This is a genomic window from Paenibacillus sp. FSL M7-0802, from assembly GCF_038004945.1.
GTDB lineage: Bacteria > Bacillota > Bacilli > Paenibacillales > Paenibacillaceae > Paenibacillus > Paenibacillus polymyxa_B.
This window is the reverse complement of record NZ_JBBOSD010000001.1, coordinates 5,474,386-5,491,093: the sequence shown is the minus strand read 5'-3', so window position 1 is coordinate 5,491,093 and position 16,708 is coordinate 5,474,386. Positions and strand designations below refer to the sequence as shown.

The window sequence follows — 16,708 nt, the reverse complement described above, 5'->3', positions numbered from 1 at the left end:
TATATACTCCCTTACATTACTCTTTTAAACAGCTTCTCTAAATCATATGTGGAAAAGGAAACCACAATAGGTCGCCCATGAGGGCAAGTATATGGTTGTTTGCATGCTGCCAAACGCTCTAGCAGCACGATAGCCTGTCGGTCAGTCAGCTTCTGGTTTGCTTTAATCGAAGCCCGGCAGGAGCACATGATTGAGGCTGCTTCCCGCAGCTTAGCAAGATCAATGGCTCTTTCCTCCAGCACCCATCCGGCCATTTCCTCAATGACATCCGCTTCTTCCCCTTGGGGAAGCCAGTACGGGTAAGAGCTGACACGGAAGGTTTGACCGCCAAAATGCTCCAAATACACCCCTGCCTGTTCAAACCAGTGCAGCCTTGATTTCAACTTTTCCGTCTCGGAAGGCGTAAAATCCAGTGTAATTGGCAGTAGCAGTTCCTGCGATACTGACGCAGGATTGCCGAATTTTTCATAATAAAATTCATAATTCACCCGTTCATGCGCGGCATGTTGATCAATTAAATACAAGCCCTGGTCGTTCTGCGCAATCAGATATGTCCCATGGTGCTGACCGATTAAATTCAGTTCAGGAAAAGTGGGCAACTCTGGAACTTCTCCCGACACCGCTGCAAATTGCTCGGCATCTAGACGTTGCTGGCGCGGCTTCTGATCTGCGAAATGACGGGAGTCCATAGCGTGTCCCGCAATCGGCGGCATAGAAGATGGGTAAGCAGCAGAAGCAGCCGTTTCCCGTACCCCTCCACTGTATAAGGAAGATGTACCTATTGCGGCATTATCTCCTTCGGACGACTGTACAGTCGCTCCATCAGGGAGCGGCACGTCCCCTCTAACTTCACTCCCGCTGTTTTCTTCTACAAAATCTGCATCCAGTTCATCATCACTAATACTTTTACCTGAAAGGTTGTTTGCCCGTCCAATGACTGAGAGGCTATCCCTGCTCGGACGTTGCTCACGCTCCTGGCTACCTCTGTTATTCTCTTCGTTTCTGTTCAAGTAATTGGATTGGCGCGGTACCTGGCTCTCCGGCGAAGTCACGGAAAGTGGCAGTGCTCCCCCCCGGTCTTTGCCGGAAGGAGCATCCCCTTCCGCACCATTTCCCTTCGAGAAGTGAAACTGCTCCTGCACAAACGAGCCACTGTCCTTGCCACCGATCTCGCGCTTGACTGCCTTCGGAATCAGCACTTGCTGCCCTAAAACAGCTTTTACCGAATCTTCAACCAGCTGAAACAGTTCAGCTTCTTTGCTGAACCTTACCTCCAGCTTGGCAGGATGAACGTTAACATCCACCAAAGAAGGATGCATTTCCAGTTGGATCACAGCCAGCGGAAAACGATTGATCGGCAACAAGGTATGATACGCCTTGAGCAACGCCTGATTGAGCCCGTAGCTTCGCACAAAACGTCCATTCACTACCGTCGAGATCGCATTTCGATTTGATCTCGTCCACTCTGGACGGCTGACATAGCCGCTAATTCGATAATCGAGGCTCTCTCCTTCCAGCAGCAGCATGGATTTCGCCGCAGAAGTTCCGTAAATAGCAGCAATCACCTGCAGCAAATCACCATTACCCAGCGTTTGCAGCAATGTATTGCCATTATGCCGCAATGTGAAGGCTACTTCTGGATGCGAAAGCGCCATTCGATACAATACATCCGAAATGTGTCCCAGCTCGGTCTGGATTGTTTTCATATATTTCAGCCGTGCAGGTGTATTATAAAACAGCTCCCGTACGGTAAAATCCGTCCCTTGTCTACTAGCAGCATCCTCGTGAAGCAACAGCTTACCGCCCTCAATCACTAATTTACGGGCACGTCCGTCATCTCCGGCTGCTGTAAGCAACTCTACTTTCGATACAGCCGCAATACTTGGCAACGCCTCTCCTCGGAAGCCGAGACTTGTGATCTGAAACAGGTCGCGACCATGTCCAATTTTGCTTGTCGCGTGCCGATAGAATGCCGTCTCCACATCTTCAGGCTCAATGCCACTTCCATTATCCGTCACCCGGATACTTTGCAGGCCGCCCTCTTCTACCCATACGTCCACCCGCGTACCGCCTGCATCAATCGCATTTTCCACCAGCTCCTTCACGACGGAGGCTGGACGTTCTACGACCTCACCGGCAGCAATCTGGTTCGCAATATGTTCATCCAGTACCCGAATTTTAGACATCCTTTTAACCTCCTCCTGACTTCAAAGTGTGATGAAAAATAAGAATAATGTCACTTATTTTAACTACAGGCCATTGGCCTTGTTTTTAAGATCATTTAATAGCTGCATTGCCTGTAAAGGAGTCATATTCATGACATCAGCATTTTTCACCTTGCGCAAAATTTGGCGCACAATCGGATTAGCCTCTACTGTCTCTGCGTGTGGCTTGGAGGCGGCAAGCTCCTGCTCTCCGAAAATGGACAGCTGTACCACTTCGGTTGCTCCTTGCTCCAACGTGTTGGAAGTTTCCACCGTCTGCAGAGTATCTTCTTTTACCAGGGTGGCCTGCTGTGATAAAGACTGAGCTGATGATGCAGTTTCTCCGCTTTCTCGCAATGTCTGGCCTGAATTATATTCGGTCAAAGAAGAAATATTTTCTGTCCCTGAAACTGTACGAAGATCAGTCCCTTCCTTCCCTCCTACTACTGTCTCGGTACCTGCCGTTACTTGAGCCGCTGCCTGTTCAAAACCATTCAGCAGTCCATTCGCTCGCTCAATAATGTTATTGGGCAAGCCTGCAAGCCGAGCACAATAAATACCATAGCTACTGCTAGCCGCTCCCGGTATGAGCTTGCGCAAGAAATTCACCTTGTCGCCGCTTTCCTGCACGGCCATAGAGTAATTTCGCAGCGAAGACAGGCCTTGCTCCAAATGCGCCAGCTCATGGAAATGCGTGGATACCAGCGCCTTACAGCCGATCGTGTCATGGACAAATTCGATGACTGCCTGTGCAATTGCCATTCCTTCACTGGTGGATGTACCTCGTCCCAGTTCATCAATAATGATCAAGCTTCGCGGAGTTGCCTTGTCCGTCATTACTTGGATATCTGCCATTTCGACCATAAACGTACTCTGCCCGCCGATGAGATCATCCGCCGCGCCGATCCGTGTAAAAATACGATCCAGCATCGGCACCTTGGCACGTGCAGCAGGGACAAAGCAGCCAATTTGAGCCATAATTGCAATAAGTGCAGCCTGACGCATATACGTACTTTTCCCAGCCATATTCGGCCCAGTGATAAGTAGAATATGCGCATCGGCTTCCTCCAACACCGTGCTGTTTGCGATAAAACCGCCATCTTTCATTACGGCTTCCACCACGGGATGGCGCCCCTGCTCGACTACGAAATCATATCCTGTAGTCAGCTCAGGTTTCACAAATCCCCGTTCCGAGCTAACCGAAGCCAGCGACTGATACACGTCAATTTCAGCAACTTGTTCTGCCAGCTTTTGCAAACGTGGAATTTCAGCGTTCAGTTTACTGCGAAGCTCGGAGAAAAGCGTGTACTCCAGATCAACCATTTTATCCTCGGCTTCCAGAATTAGAGATTCCTTTTCCTTCAACTCCGGTGTAATATACCGTTCCGCATTCGCTAGCGTCTGTTTGCGTTCATATCGACCTTCTGGTAATGAAGCCAAATTGGATTTGGTCACTTCGATATAATAACCAAATACTTTGTTGTATCCAATCTTAAGTGACCGAATGCCGGTTGCTGCACGTTCCTTGGCCTCTAGCTCAGCGATCCAACGCTTACCGTTCACACTCGCCTCGCGCAGTTCGTCCAGACGCTGATGGTAGCCTTCCTTAATAAGACCTCCATCCCTTACGGAAATCGGCGGTTCATCCGCCACCGCTTCCTCAATCAACGCACACAGGTCTGTACAGCTATCCAGCGTTTGTGCAATTCGTCTCAGCGTCTTCGAAGGAGATTCAGCGCACAATTCGCGTAAAGACGGAATTCGGGCCAGCGACAGCTTGAGAGCGATCAGATCACGTGCATTAGCACTACCAAAGGCGATCCGCCCAACTAGACGCTCCAGATCGTAAATCTCTTTAAGCTGAGCACGTACATCCTCTCGGAAAATAAACTGGTGGTATAGCTTGTCCACCGCCTCCAAGCGCTCCTCAATAAGATTGCTGCTCAACAGCGGCTTGTCAATCCAACGACGCAACAGACGCGCTCCCATGGAAGTCTCTGTGCGATCCAACAGCCACAGCAGCGAGCCTTTCTTTGAGCGTTCACGTACCGTCTCCACCAGTTCCAGATTCCTGCGGGTAAATGGATCCAGAATCATAAAATGGTTTGGCTCATATACCGAGATTTGGGTCAATTGGCCTAACGATCTTTTTTGCGTTTCATTCAAATAGGAAATCAGGCGCGATACGCACCGTCTACGTTCCTCCGTAAGCCTTGCCCATGTGGCTTCGCCAAATTGATCCCGAACCAGATCATCCTTGGATTTGTCCCAAGCCGTATACACAACGCGCCGTCCAACGGGGGACATACGGGATGTCACAAAATCGAGCAGATGACCATCCCCCAACATTTCGGAAGGCTCATAAATGTTAATTTCATCTAGTAGCCATTCTTTCGAATCAGGCACAGAGGTCACATACAATTCACCTGTTGACAAGTCGCACGCCGCAAGTGCCAGCATCCCGTCCGTCTCTGTGACACATACCATATAGTTGTTGGATTTGTCACCCAGCACCTTGCCTTCCATTACCGTACCCGGGGTCACAACGCGGACAATATCCCGCCGCACCATCCCCTTCGTAGCTGAGGCTTCCTCCATTTGCTCACAGATGGCCACTTTATAACCCTTCTCAATGAGGCGCTGTATGTAATTTTCCGCTGAATGATAAGGCACGCCGCACATCGGAATTTTTTCCGTGGCGCCACCCTCACGACCCGTAAGTGTAATTTCCAGCTCCTTGGATGCAAGAATTGCATCATCGAAAAACATCTCGTAAAAATCTCCCAGGCGGAAAAACAAAAATGCATCTTTGGCCTGCTCTTTTATGGATAAATATTGCTCTATCATCGGTGTATATTTGGACATACCGTTTACTAACCCCCACACTTTGTTCCGTTTAAACTTATAATTATCTCTCATTATATCAAAAATGACAGTCGATAACATGAAACCATTCCTGGTGTCGACACTTGATTTTACGTAAGCTTCCAATACGGGCGCAAATCCCGTGATTCATCCCACTGTTTCCCCTTGCGGAGGCTGTCCAGCAATGGCGCTACATAAGCTTCATATTGCGAGTATATTTCCAGTGAAACCATGTCCAAAATAAGAGGTTCCATATACTCTTTAAGGACAAGTTGATTTCCTTCATAAAAGGCTCTGTGAGCCTCCTCCTCACCCAGCGGCCTACGTTGCAAACGCGGATATTGAGAGGCAATGAGAAACGCCATTCCAATCACACCTTTCGCCAGCTGTGGCGAGATAAGAAAACTGGGCAGTGTACGATATTCAAAGCCTCCATACGACTGACGGCGAAAATCACCTAAATTGCCATAATGCGGTCTGCGCCGAGTCGCACGCTTGTCTTCCAGTAGCGCCAAAGGCAGTGCCAAATAGTTATCTAGTGCCCGAAGCAAGGCACCGTTTAGCGAAACCCCGCTGAAATGCAGATGTCCGCCCAGCGGAAAACCCGGTTGTGGCATCCCCCCTGCCTGCCAGATGAGTGTGTGGTCGGCAATGCGCCGGGCTGCTGTTGCAAAAGCTTGACGCAGGTGCTTCAGCAGATGGGCCGGATCTCCACTCGGCGCAGGGCGAAGCTCAGCGACTGGATACAGTGTTCGTCCTCGACGAGTAACAGCATCGCAGCCGGCTATGCCGAGACGACCCAAATATCTTGAGGCCGGAACGACCCGTCCCTCGGGCATACGAACCAGCACAAATTCAGGGTCCATTCCGATGAGCAGTCGATCTCTTCCTCGTTGCGCTGAAAGATTCTCACTCTCAACATCCCCTTCGCGCGCAGCAATTTCATATAATGTGGCCAAACGTCTATCGTTCAGCCATGGCTGTGCCGAGATTTCGCGCACCTGACAGCTGCGCTCCCCCAGCGGCGTCAGTACCACCTCACCACTGTCCAAACCCAGTGTGTACAACGCTCGTACAGCCAGCCGCTCCATCCGGACATAGAGCGGTGAATGTTGATCTAGTTCAGACAGATCGTATGCGCGGACTTTGGAAGGGCCTTCGATGGCACGTCTACGAATTTCCAACACTCGCAGTAGATGGATTTGCACCGCGTAGCCTATCGCAAAATCTGCTATACTGCTATCCATCCACTGCACCGCTATGCCTGAACGCTCCAGTCTACGCTTTTTTTCATCATTTGGCATCTGTCTGAAGCGTATGAGCGCCTGTCCCGGCTGCTGCATCATATTCCCCCCTACGGACTACGTACGGATTTCAACCCAATTTCAACCCACAATAACAAAAAAGGAGGGCCTTTGCCCCCTGCGCAGAATCAGCCGGCGCAAAGAGTAAAGCGGCCCTCTTTTTGGTTACTTCTGTCAGAGCTCGTCGTCAATGAGGTCGGGGTCGAGCTCCTCATAGTCCCCCTCTTCCGCTCCAAAATCAAAGTCTTTGTCAAAATCATCGCTGCTACCATTCGGGAATACTTCTACAACAATCTTCGTTTCCGCCACCAGCTCCACCGCAAATTCCCGCTCGACCCGGATCATTACGCTGCCACCTCCAGAAGACACACTGGCCTCGACGCAACTCGGCTCCTGTGTAGCTTCGGCGGATACTTCCACTGTAGACGCCCGGTGCTTCGGATCAAGATACGAGAGCGGCACATTTTCCACGTACGACACCGTTTCCTTGGCCACATCGGTCTGCGAGTTTTTATCGTATGAGTACCAAATATTGATATCATACGTCCCGACGACCTCAATGCCGTCCCCCGCCGCCACAGCTTCATACTGGTGGTTAATAATCCATGCCCCTAAAATGCTCGTCGGATTATTCGGCGGAGTTACGGTATGGGTTACGGTAGAGAATCTGCGACCTTTACCACAGATCGCTTTGGTAATAATCTCTCTACGATTTTTATGACTTAATGCCATTCTTGAACCTCCTCCATACAATCAATCATTCCATACATATGTATGCAGGTTGTGGGCGAATGTTGAGTGAATAGGCGAAAAGGAAAAAATATTATTTGTATAAGCATATGCCGCGATGGCTTGAACTCATGCACGCCAATGTGTTACATGCTGCTCAACGATCTGTAAAAATTCACTAAGAGCCGGGGATTTCCACTTTTTCGTGTGATAGGCGACCTGAGTAGCCACCTGCTGTTCACTGTCATCCCAGGCTAAACGCGCCATTTTACCTTCTCGCAGCTCGTTTTGTACCGTTACCAGCGGAAGCAGCGCGATACCCAATCCAGCCATGACACACTGCTTGATGGCTTCAATACTCCAAAATTCCAGGCTAGGGTCTGAAAAAATACCGTGTTTATTCAAATACTGCTCAAAAAGGATACGGTACGTACATCCTGCCTCCGTATGCAAAATGGTTTCGTCCTTCAAGTCAGCAGGATCTACCCGGGTATAGGTAACCAGCGAATGCTTAAGTGGAGCAACCAAGGCCATCGGCTCATGAATAAGCGTGGTGACATTCAGTTCTCTATCCTCCGTCTCAGGCTGAAGCAAAAAAGCCAAATCCAGCTCACCGGAGCGGATCAAATCGCGTAATTCCCAGCATTCACCGGGTTTAAGGACAATTTTAACCTTCGGATACCGTTCTCTGTACTCACGGATCAGACTCGGTAGACGAAAAGCGGCCAGAGACTCTGGTGCTCCTATTTTCAGCGTGCCTGCCAATTCCGTTTCTGAACGAAGCGCATCCTTGGCCATAGCATGCATCTTGGAAATTTCCTGCGCATAGGGCAGCAAACGTCGTCCAGCATCCGTCAGCATGATTTTTTTGCCAATGCGATCAAAAAGCGGCGTACCCAACTCTGCCTCCAGCGTTTGAATTTGAGCAGTGATACTCGACTGTGCATAATCCAGTATACGCGCTGCTCGCGTAAAACTGCCTGCCTCAACTACATTTAAAAAGGTAAACAAATGCCGCGATTCCATAATCCGCTCCTTCAATCGGTTTTTCCGATGCAAGCAATCGTTATATTCCGTTTTTCCGATAGATTGATTATCTGATAAGCTGGAGAAAATAACAAGAGAAAGAAGGCTTTTCTGCATGACAAATGAAAGTAAACTTCAATCCACCATTGGTCTTCCACAGGCCATTGCACTCTATATCGGAGCTGTACTGGGTTCGGGGATATTGATTGTGCCTGGACTTGCCGCCCAAATGGCGGGACCGGCATCGCTGCTGGCATGGGGCTTTATGACCCTGCTCATCCTGCCAATGGCACTTTCCATGGGTCTTCTATCCGCCAAATTTCCGAATGCGGGAGGGGTATCGCATTTTGTCACGTTGGCCTTTTCACCACGTGCTGGTGCTTATATCGGGTGGTTTTTTCTCATGTCGGTTCCGATTGGGGCACCTGTTGCCGCACTCACTGGAGCTGGCTATATGACCGCAGCCATGGGGTGGGGAGAGGAAAGCCGCATGATGTTAGCCGCTGCTATGTTGGCGGTGGGCCTGATCATCAATTGGATCGGCATGAAGGTCGCGGGACGTATTCAGATCGTAGTCGTCATAGCTATCGTTGCCGTCCTTATATTCGCTATTGCCGCAGCACTTCCTCAGATGGAAACAGTCCATTTCACCCCGTTTGTTCCACATGGCTGGCTCTCCGTCGGTCAAGCGGCCGCGATTCTGTTTTGGTGTTTTATCGGTTGGGAGGCCGTGTCCCATATGTCAGAGGAATTCACCAATCCCCAGCGGGCGGCCGTTAGAGGTGTGACCATTGCAGCCGTCATTGTTGGTTTGCTTTATTTCTTAACTGCGCTGGCTACTGTGGGCACACAAAGTTACCTTGCAGGGGATTCGGATGCTTCGCTCGTATGGGTGATTAGTCGGGCTATCGGGCCATGGGGCGCGATAATTGCAGGCTTGACGGGTATCTTTATTTGTACCGCTACTATTATTGCTTATGTTGGTGCCGCTTCACGTGTCGCTTATGCTTTATCCCGGCAAGGACAGGCCTTTCGCTGGATGGGCATGTTATCCCAACGATTCCATACCCCTATTGGGGGCATTGCTTTTCTTAGCGTCTGCTTCGTGATCATTATGGTGTTGTACGGTAGTGGTACTGTTTCACTCACTAACCTGATCCAGTTCCCGAACGCCACCTTTATTCTGACCTATCTAGGCGGTTGTGCAGCAGGAATTAAGCTTCTGCGTGGTAGTCGCTGGGGCGTTGCCATTAGTTGGATATCGTTCATCTCTACGGCGATCGTTTTCCCCTTTGTCGGATGGGCTATGCTGTACCCTTGCCTGATCACCGCTGTCTTATGGATCACAGACCGAATTCGGCACAAACGGACTTTGAGTCATCCGACTTCTACCATCACTGAACAAGAAAAGGCTACTGTCCGTCATGGATAGTAGCCGCTTAAGGCCTTTACTCTAATTTTTCACTGGAGTAGGGGCCTTGTCCTTTTTCGCAATTTTCAAATACTGATGAAGCTCATGTGTAAGCTGCAATAATGCCGAACGAATCTCAAATTCCTCCCGGGTTGCGGGAAGCTCCATTGCTTTAAATTCTTCACGAACCTGCTCCAGCAGCTTCTCAGTCTGTCCCGTATAATGTCCAGCCAAAACGTCATTGCTAAGCTGGTCGAACAGCTCGGCCAGAAGCTTGGCCTGCGGCATATGCTGATACATTTGTGCGATCAACTGCATCATGTTTTGGATCGAATCCAGCTGCTCTTTTCGCATATAAAAATACACATTCCAGCCCTCTTGGGGACGAAGCATCTGATTTTCCAAGGAACGCCCCGCCTCAGTGACCCCTTTGGCTATCACGCTGTTCGCTTCAATAACTTCCTTGCCATCCCATATGTATGCTGGACTACGCAGCGTATTGGCCATATTTCTGAATATAACAGAAAATGTCCGATCCACTTCCTGCCGAATTTGTTGCATTGTATTATCAGAACCCGGCATATAGGCTAAATTGACAATCATCGCGGAACCCAGTCCAATCACTAGCAGAGCTAGCTGGGTCAGCAGTACCTCCATATCAATCACGCCGCCGCTGAATACACGAAAAACCACGACCGAGCCGGTGACGATCCCTTCTTTAAAGCCCACCCGTACAATGACTGGAAACGCCGTTAAAATATATAATGCTAGTACCCAATCATGAAATCCGAATACCACAAACAAAACACAAGCAAAAAGAAGCCCCACGACGGATGCAAAAAATCTCGCCGAAATGGTACGGAGACTTCTCTTGCGTGTGACATCCACCCCCAAAATCGCTAAAAGCCCTGCTGAGGTGGCTCCATGAATGCCAAAACCCTCCGCAATAAGTACGGCCATTAATGCGGCAATAGCCGTTTTAATCGTACGAAAGCCCATGAAAAAATTCTGTCCTCTCTAGATGAAATCTGTTTCCACATTTTCATAAATATTAAGTATTTCATTTTCATGGTACTTTATTTTCACGTTTTACACAAATGTTCAGAAATTTTATTATTACCGATGAGGACGACCGGAAAGCAGACGATGCTCCACATACACGACCGCCTGATACATCAGTGTAGCTACGACAGCAATGATCAACAAACTGGACATAACCAGCGTGAAATTGAACACCTGAAAACCATAGATAATCAAATAGCCTAAGCCGTTTTTGGCCACCAGAAATTCACCAACTATCACGCCAACCCATGCCATACCGACATTCACTTTCAGCGTAGAGACGATTGCAGGAAAGGATGCAGGTAAAATCACCTTTTGAAACGTATCCCGGCGTGATCCGCCAAACGTACGAACCACTTTGATCAGATTCGAATCAACTTCCTGAAAGCTGTTGTATACGACTAGTGTCGTAATAATGACCGTAATGGAGAGGGTTGTCATTAGGATAGCAGTAAATCCCGCCCCAAACATGACGATAAAAATTGGACCTAGCGCCACCTTAGGCATACTGTTGAACACGACCATATAGGGATCAAGCACCCTCGACAAAAACGGTGACCACCAAATAAGTACAGCCAGCAACGTACCTAACAGTGTACCGAGTAAAAACCCCGCCATCGTTTCTCCCACGGTGACACCTACATGTCCCCATAATTCACCACTGACCGCATCCTTACCGATCTGGGTGAAAATTTTGCTCGGATAGCTGAACAACAGTACATCAATCCACTTCAAACGGCCTGCAATTTCCCATAGCACAAACAAAAGCAGTAAAATAGCTGTCTGTACACCTGTCACTAACCATCGCTGCGAACGCCTGCTGCGTAAATACGCCTGATGTAGTCCTTGAATCCAACGTTGCTCAAGCTGATCCGCTTCGTCCTTCATACGTTAACTCACTCCTTTGCTCCCGAAGCCTCCAGTTCACCCCATATTTCATGAAAAAGCTCATTAAAACCCGGCTGCTCGCGTGCATAAAAAGGCTGAGCTTTTCGGATGCAATCCGGAATCTCGAAGGTACGTCGGACATGACCAGGATTTCGACCCATCACTATAATCCGGTCACTGACCGCAATGGCCTCGGCCAAATCATGTGTGACTAAAATAGCCGTCTTTCTCCGCTCGCGCAAGGTTTCCGCAATCAGATCTTCCAGCTGTAGCTTGGTTTGATAATCCAGCGCGGAGAAAGGCTCATCCAGCAGCAGCAGCCCCGGATTGGTCGCCAGCGTCCGTACCAGCGCCACGCGCTGACGCATTCCCCCAGACAGCTGGGACGGATGCAGATGCTCCTTCCCTCCTAGACCCATGCCTTCCAGCAACAGCCGTGTCCGCTCACGCGCAGCTTCATCCACTCTATTGCCTAGCTCCAAACCCAACAATGCGTTATCCATTATCGTCCGCCACGGGAACAGATAATCCTGCTGCAGCATGTAACCGACCTCTGGACTCGGACCACTTACCGGCTGACCTTGCAGCATGACTTGGCCTGCCGCTGGACGCAGTAGCCCCGCGATCATGGACAGGATCGTCGTTTTGCCGCAGCCGCTTGGACCAACCAAACTGACAAACTCCCCTGTCTCTACAGAAAAATCAATATTCTCAACCGCCAGCGAAGCTTCACGATCCGTTACATAGACATGCGTCACTTTCTCCATTCTCACCATCGGGATGGTCGCGTCCGAAGTGAGACCACTCCGTTCCTCCATCATGACGAACCTCCAGCATCGACACCTGCATCCGTAGATTCAGTTGTGTTCTTTTTCACAGGCGGTTCAGTATTCCCAGTAGAGTTTGATGAAATCGCTTGTTGTGCAAAGCTTGGGTTCACTAGCTTATCTAGTACAACGGGACTTTTAAGCTCCCCTGCCGAGGTCATGACATCCTGTAAGTTCTTCCATTCCTTTTCCTCAATCATCGGGTTCAAAGCATAGGTACTCTGTTCCTTATATCGTTTGATACTACTCGTCAAAACAGCTAAATCTGTATCTTTAAAATAGGGCGTGATTGCTTCAGCAATCTGTTCAGGTGAATGCGTAGCAATCCACTGTTGTGCCCGATATACAGCATTTGTAAATTTCTGTGCAGCCTCGCTATTTGTGTTCAGGTAGCTTTGCTTAGCCATATATACCGTATACGGCAACTCGCCGCTCTCCACACCGATAGAGGCAACTACCCGTCCACGGCCTTCCTTTTCAAAAATAGATGCCTGTGGCTCAAACAGCTGCACATAATCCCCTGTACCGGAGCCGAAAGCAGAGGCAACATTAGCAAAATCAATATTTTGAATCAGCTTCAGATCCTTATGAGGATCAATGCCGTGTTTGCGAAGCGTAAATTCAAGTGACATTTGCGGCATTCCGCCCTTGCGTTGCCCCAAAAAGTTTTGTCCTCTCAGCTTTTCCCATTCAAAGCTATCCTGCGTTTGACGGGCAAATAAAAAGGTACCATCCTTCTGTGTCAGTTGGGCAAAATTAATGATAGGGTCCTCTGCTCCTTGCTGATACACATAAATAGATGTTTCCGCGCCGATCAGCGCGATATCTGCCTGATTGGACAATAACGCCGTCATCGCCTTGTCACCCCCGGGAATCGTTGCGAGTTGGACATCCAGTCCCTCCTGAGCAAACATCCCCTGGCTCAAGGCTACATACTGCGGCGCATAAAAGACCGTACGGGCTACCTCGCCCAGTCTGATCTCAATCGTCTGCTCCCCTCCTTTAGGGGTGCACCCACTGAGCAACAGTAATCCGAGTAGTGCCGCAGCCACCACAGCCTTGAAACGAGCGCCGTTTTTCATCCTTGTTCCCTCCCCACCTTTTTACATCGGTTGACTTCATATATTGTTATGCGACTGTCGTTATAATGGTTAATCGCACAAAAAAAAACCGCGTTCGCCTAGGAACGCGGGGTAGATGCATATATGATTATTTTATAGTTTCTAAATTACAGCTTGTATATGGAGGTATATTTCTCTTCCAGATAGTCGGCGAGATAATCCGGGTTCAGCTCCTCACCTGTAATGGCTACAATCAACTCGGATGGCGTCCGACTCTTGCCGTAACGGTAAATACGTTCGGTCAGCCATTGCTTGATCGGCTCAAGTTCCCCAGCAGCAATTAATTCATCCAGATTGGGCAACTCTTTGCGTAATGTCGCCAAAATTTGCGCTGCATACATATTGCCAAGCGAGTAGGAAGCAAAATAACCAAAATCACCACCGGACCAGTGAACGTCTTGAAGTACGCCCAGTCCGTCATTCGGTGGTAGAAGCCCCAGGTAGTCCTTATATTTCGCATTCCACACCTCGGGGAGACGCTTCACATCCAGCTTTTCATTAAACAGCATTTTTTCAATTTCATAACGGATAATGATATGTAAATTATATGTTAGCTCATCCGCTTCAATACGAATCAGTGAATTTTCCACACGGTTGACTGCCCGGTAGAATTGCTCTGCCGTAACCTTCGCCAAACGATCAGGAAAATGCTGTTGCAAATCATCGTAATACCGATCCCAAAAAGCACGACTGCGTCCGATTTTATTTTCCCACAAGCGCGACTGGGATTCATGAATCCCCATAGAGGTTCCTCCAGACAGTAGTGATCCTGCCAGCTCTGGAGCAATATTTTGTTCGTACAGCGCATGGCCTCCTTCATGCAACGAACTGAAAATAGCGCTGGTTACATCATCTTGCAGATAATGAGTTGTTATACGCACATCACCTGGATTTAATCCTGTTGCGAAAGGATGTACACTCTCATCCAAACGACCTGCGTCAAAGTCATACCCCATCTGTCCTAAAATGAACAGGCTGAACTTCTCCTGCTGCTTCACATCAAACACACCATCTAAAAAGCTCTTATCCGGCTGGTTCGATGAAGCCTGAATTTTAGACAATAGGGGCACAAGGCGCTTTTTGAGACGATCAAACACAGCATCCAGCTTTTCAACCGTCATCCCCGGCTCATATTGATCCAAAAGCGTGTCATACTCTGTATCCTTAACACCCCAGTAGCCGATAAACTCACGCTTCATGTCGACGATTTTAGACAAGTACGGTTCAAATCCGGCAAAATCGCTATGTTCCTTTGCGTCCTCCCACTTGCTCTCTGCCTGTGCTGCAAGAATGCTATACTCCCGATATCGGTCTGCCGGAACCGAACGATTCAGTTCATAATTTTTACGGCATTCCTCCACCAATCTGCGATCATTATCCTCCAGTTGCTTCAGCTTGTCTTCTGGGGCAAAAAATTGCAGCAATTGTCCCATTTCATCCGAGATCATCAGCTTGAACATTTCAGTGGACAGCATACCTAACGTCTCCGACCGAATGTCAACGCCCTTTCGCGGGGCACCAGTCCGTAAATCCCAGTGCAGCAGACCTACTGCTTCGCCATAACTACTAATTTTGTGTGCAAGCTCCTTTAAAGCCGTCAATTGATCCAACGTCTGTTGCGCCATATTTGAGGTCACCTCTTTAACTTAAAATGGTTAAAACTTTACAATACCTATACTTGATGATACTTATATTAAAAAGTATAATCAACACACAACATGTACGACCAGCTCCTAAGACCTGAAATAAACGTTGGGCTGTACATATCAAACTTTATAAGAATCTGGAGGGAACAATCGTGGATCACATCAAAGACATTTTAGAGTACAATCGTGTTTTCGTAGAAAACAAAGAATACGAGGCCTATAGAACGGGCAAGTTCCCCAATAAAAAAATGGTCATTATCACCTGTATGGATACACGGCTAACAGAGTTACTCCCTAAAGCCATGAACCTGCGTAATGGTGATGTGAAAATCATCAAAAATGCGGGTGCGATTATTTCACAGCCCTTTGGAAGCGTAATGCGCAGTGTACTAGTCGCCCTGTATGAGCTGGGAGCAGACGAAGTAGTGGTCGTGGGCCATTATGAATGCGGCATGGCTGCATTAAATGCAGACCACATGGTCAATGAAATGCTCGATCGCGGAATTTCTCAGGAAGTGCTGAATACATTAGAAAATTCAGGAATTAAGCTAAATAAATGGTTGAAAGGTTTTGACAACATTGAAGAAGGGGTAAAAACTACCGTGAAGCTTATTAAAAATCACCCGCTTCTCCCCCCTAATGCCCCCGTTCACGGCATGGTTATTCATCCAGATACAGGAGCGTTAACGCTTGTCGTTGACGGGAATGAACAGTAAATAGGATACGCTTCGGCAGAAAGTTACCAGGTAGTTTAAGCTCGTACATACGAGCTTAAACTACCCTTTTTTATGAAAAAAAGCGCATATACGTGGAAAATGACAGGAGCCAATTTTGGCTAACCTGTGAACGACCTGTCTGAAAGTTGTCAAACCATACAGTTTCAGTGTACACTTTTCATGAAGCTGCAGAATACCTGCCGCAGTGCTGTTACAACCGTTACTATGATGGATGAAGGAGATAAGATCTATGAATTTACTATCGTATGGTCTGTTGGGGCTTCTCGCAAGAGAGGAATCCTCCGGCTATGATCTGATGTTGCGTATCCAGCCTTTTTGGCAGGCCAAGCACAGTCAGATCTATCCGCTACTGGCCCGTATGGAGGGCAAGGAACTACTAGCCTCCCGTTGGATTCAGCAGTCCGACAAGCCTGATAAGAAAATGTATACCATTACCGACAAGGGAATCCATATGCTTCAGCAATGGTCCCAGGAAGCGTTAGCTGCTCCGGTTACACGGGATGAATTAAGTCTTCGACTGTTCTGTCTTTGGTTGACAGACAAAAGTAGTGCCAATCGTATGCTGGAGGAACGCAAACGTCATTTTATTCAGAAAATCCAGCATCTAGAGGATATTCTGAACAACATTCCCGCAGAGAATTTACATTTTGGCAGTAAAAACTTTGGTGACTATATTTTAGTACAAAAAGGGCTTTTGAATGCTAAAGCAGGTCTGGAATGGTGCCAAATGGTTCTGCACATGCTGCTTGCCGGTGATGTCAGTGTGGACACTAATCCGTTTGCACTTAAGCCGCAAAGCTGAATGCTTTTGCTAATCCATGCATAGGATTTAAGGAACGTTATTATTTAATTTTTTAAAAATTAAAATTCTTTGAAACCCTTTTCCAT

At 48.3% G+C, this 16,708-nt stretch carries 13 protein-coding genes; 3 read left to right on the top strand and 10 right to left on the bottom strand.

Annotation, left to right across the window (positions count from 1 at the left end; genetic code table 11):
• Positions 1-11 precede the first annotated feature (11 nt).
• The 5 genes from mutL to MHB54_RS25060 all read right to left on the bottom strand — a co-directional run bounded on the left by mutL (position 12) and on the right by MHB54_RS25060 (position 8,128).
• The gene (gene mutL, locus MHB54_RS25080) at positions 12-2,186 is read right to left on the bottom strand and encodes a DNA mismatch repair endonuclease MutL (protein WP_264453669.1); all 2,175 of its coding nucleotides are present in this window, start codon (positions 2,184-2,186) and stop codon (positions 12-14) included.
• Positions 2,187-2,249: 63 nt separating this feature from the next.
• Positions 2,250-5,069, bottom strand: a complete 2,820-nt coding sequence (mutS, locus tag MHB54_RS25075; protein WP_264453668.1) for a DNA mismatch repair protein MutS — start codon at positions 5,067-5,069, stop codon at positions 2,250-2,252.
• Between the two features lie 110 nt (positions 5,070-5,179).
• The gene (locus tag MHB54_RS25070) at positions 5,180-6,415 is read right to left on the bottom strand and encodes a putative amidoligase domain-containing protein (RefSeq protein ID WP_023989047.1); all 1,236 of its coding nucleotides are present in this window, start codon (positions 6,413-6,415) and stop codon (positions 5,180-5,182) included.
• Positions 6,416-6,547: 132 nt separating this feature from the next.
• Positions 6,548-7,105, bottom strand: a complete 558-nt coding sequence (locus tag MHB54_RS25065) for an outer spore coat protein CotE (protein WP_013310588.1) — start codon at positions 7,103-7,105, stop codon at positions 6,548-6,550.
• A gap of 126 nt (positions 7,106-7,231) precedes the next feature.
• Positions 7,232-8,128: a LysR family transcriptional regulator gene (locus tag MHB54_RS25060; RefSeq protein ID WP_023989048.1), complete on the bottom strand. Its 897-nt coding sequence runs from the start codon at positions 8,126-8,128 to the stop codon at positions 7,232-7,234.
• A 115-nt stretch (positions 8,129-8,243) separates the two neighbouring features.
• Between MHB54_RS25060 and MHB54_RS25055 the strand changes: the two genes are divergently transcribed.
• Positions 8,244-9,560 (top strand): amino acid permease, encoded by a 1,317-nt coding sequence (locus MHB54_RS25055; RefSeq protein WP_264453666.1) that lies wholly within the window; start codon positions 8,244-8,246, stop codon positions 9,558-9,560.
• 21 nt (positions 9,561-9,581) lie between these two features.
• On the opposite strand, the gene MHB54_RS25050 is transcribed toward MHB54_RS25055, so the two are convergent.
• The 5 genes from MHB54_RS25050 to MHB54_RS25030 all read right to left on the bottom strand — a co-directional run bounded on the left by MHB54_RS25050 (position 9,582) and on the right by MHB54_RS25030 (position 15,062).
• Positions 9,582-10,538 (bottom strand): aromatic acid exporter family protein, encoded by a 957-nt coding sequence (locus MHB54_RS25050; protein ID WP_023989050.1) that lies wholly within the window; start codon positions 10,536-10,538, stop codon positions 9,582-9,584.
• A 117-nt stretch (positions 10,539-10,655) separates the two neighbouring features.
• The gene (locus tag MHB54_RS25045; RefSeq protein WP_013310592.1) at positions 10,656-11,489 is read right to left on the bottom strand and encodes an ABC transporter permease; all 834 of its coding nucleotides are present in this window, start codon (positions 11,487-11,489) and stop codon (positions 10,656-10,658) included.
• Between the two features lie 8 nt (positions 11,490-11,497).
• Positions 11,498-12,310: an ABC transporter ATP-binding protein gene (locus tag MHB54_RS25040; RefSeq protein WP_023989052.1), complete on the bottom strand. Its 813-nt coding sequence runs from the start codon at positions 12,308-12,310 to the stop codon at positions 11,498-11,500.
• Positions 12,307-13,398 carry an ABC transporter substrate-binding protein gene (locus tag MHB54_RS25035; protein ID WP_264453665.1) on the bottom strand — a complete coding sequence of 364 codons (1,092 nt, stop codon included), beginning with the start codon at positions 13,396-13,398 and terminating at the stop codon, positions 12,307-12,309. The genes MHB54_RS25040 and MHB54_RS25035 overlap by 4 nt, the downstream gene beginning before the upstream one ends.
• A gap of 146 nt (positions 13,399-13,544) precedes the next feature.
• The gene (locus MHB54_RS25030; protein WP_068942662.1) at positions 13,545-15,062 is read right to left on the bottom strand and encodes a carboxypeptidase M32; all 1,518 of its coding nucleotides are present in this window, start codon (positions 15,060-15,062) and stop codon (positions 13,545-13,547) included.
• Positions 15,063-15,235: 173 nt separating this feature from the next.
• On the opposite strand from MHB54_RS25030, the gene MHB54_RS25025 reads away from it, so the two are divergent.
• Together MHB54_RS25025 and MHB54_RS25020 are read left to right on the top strand one after the other, a co-directional pair.
• Positions 15,236-15,799: a beta-class carbonic anhydrase gene (locus tag MHB54_RS25025; protein WP_023989055.1), complete on the top strand. Its 564-nt coding sequence runs from the start codon at positions 15,236-15,238 to the stop codon at positions 15,797-15,799.
• A gap of 250 nt (positions 15,800-16,049) precedes the next feature.
• On the top strand, positions 16,050-16,622 hold the full coding sequence (locus MHB54_RS25020) for a PadR family transcriptional regulator (protein WP_028540701.1): 573 nt from the start codon (positions 16,050-16,052) through the stop codon (positions 16,620-16,622).
• Positions 16,623-16,708: the final 86 nt, after the last annotated feature.